The sequence below is a fragment of the Endozoicomonas sp. YOMI1 genome (assembly GCF_024606345.1).
In the GTDB taxonomy this organism is placed as follows: domain Bacteria; phylum Pseudomonadota; class Gammaproteobacteria; order Pseudomonadales; family Endozoicomonadaceae; genus Endozoicomonas.
Map to the genome: position 1 here is coordinate 1 of NZ_JAHHPM010000437.1, position 1,077 is coordinate 1,077.

Genomic DNA, 1,077 nt, shown 5'->3' on the forward strand with positions numbered 1-1,077 from the left:
ATCAGGCAATCCAAAGCAAGCCCTGAAAATTCTGGACCGGCTGGATGGCCGGTAATGAGTGAATCGGAATGAGTTTAAGGAACGCTGCCCGCCCCCCGCTACCCGCTACCCGTAAAAGAAAAGACCCGTGCTTTTTCGGGCAGCGGGAAGCGCCCTTTTACAGCCTGAGTAAAATGAGGTCCAAGACAAACCCTAAGCAGCAGGCTTAACCAGCTTACCGGACTCTTCCAGTCTTTTATAAAGGCTACCTGCACTGAACTCCAGGCCATTAGGCCAGCAAAGCGCCCCTAGTTCGATAAAGAAACGTTGGAAAAAAGAGGCATCATCCAAAGCCCGGGTAAGGCTGGTTTTATGTGACAGCATTTCACTAAAATCCATAACACCAAAGCTGCCATCAGAAAAATGAAGCTTTATTTCCACCCCTGCCTGATAAACAGCCTGAACGATTTTAATCATTGTCAGCTCCTGCTATACGCTCAAGTGGTTGAAGATCCATTGCCCTTTGCCAGTTGTCTGCCAGCTCAGCTTGATGCGACAAACACCAGTCGCCCACAAGCTTTGCTGCTTTTTTGGGTAAACTACCTTCCAGAATATGACCTGTGGATATTTCTACCAGGGCCTCATGCCCCTGATACTCGGCATGAATATGCGGTGGGGCATGATCAGCGTGGTACATCCTGATATAAATCCCAAAAAAGCTTGATATCACTGGCATCACGGAATTCTTGTTGAGTGAATTATTATGGGGTGAACACCGTAGATACAGTTTATACCATTAGTTATGGGTGAATAGTTAATGTTAAAGAACGCTGCCCGCCTCCCGCTGCCCGCTTCCCGTAAAAGATAAAAGCTTTGCTTTTTCGGGCAGCGGGAGGCGGGCAGCGGGAAGCGTTCTTTTCAGCGACATTCACTCACCACTCAAGTTCGGCCGTAAGTATCTTCAAACCGGACAATATCATCCTCACCCAGATACCCCCCGCTTTGCACCTCAATCAGCTCAAGATCAAACTTACCGGGGTTTTCCAGTCGATGCACCACGCCAATGGGAATATAGGTAGACTGGTTTTCAGTCAGCAG

2 protein-coding genes and 1 pseudogene are annotated in these 1,077 nt (G+C 48.5%); all 3 read right to left on the reverse strand.

What is annotated here, in order from left to right:
• Nucleotides 1-192: 192 nt before the first annotated feature.
• On the reverse strand, nucleotides 193-456 hold the full coding sequence (locus KDK15_RS15465) for a DUF2442 domain-containing protein (protein ID WP_257296287.1): 264 nt from the start codon (nucleotides 454-456) through the stop codon (nucleotides 193-195).
• A complete protein-coding gene (locus tag KDK15_RS15470; protein ID WP_257296288.1) occupies nucleotides 449-715 on the reverse strand; it encodes a DUF4160 domain-containing protein in 267 nt (88 codons plus the stop codon). Before KDK15_RS15470 ends, KDK15_RS15465 begins: the two co-directional genes overlap by 8 nt.
• Before the next feature lie 203 nt (nucleotides 716-918).
• Nucleotides 919-1,077 (reverse strand): annotated as a pseudogene (gene cpsB / locus KDK15_RS15475) (mannose-1-phosphate guanylyltransferase/mannose-6-phosphate isomerase); the annotation flags it as partial.

What these genes read in the sequence shown, in the direction of transcription:
- KDK15_RS15470 (WP_257296288.1), bottom strand. Translation starts at nt 715, where the DNA reads ATGCCAGTGATATCAAGCTTTTTTGGGATTTATATCAGGATGTACCAC.
- KDK15_RS15465 (WP_257296287.1), bottom strand. Translation starts at nt 456, where the DNA reads ATGATTAAAATCGTTCAGGCTGTTTATCAGGCAGGGGTGGAAATAAAG.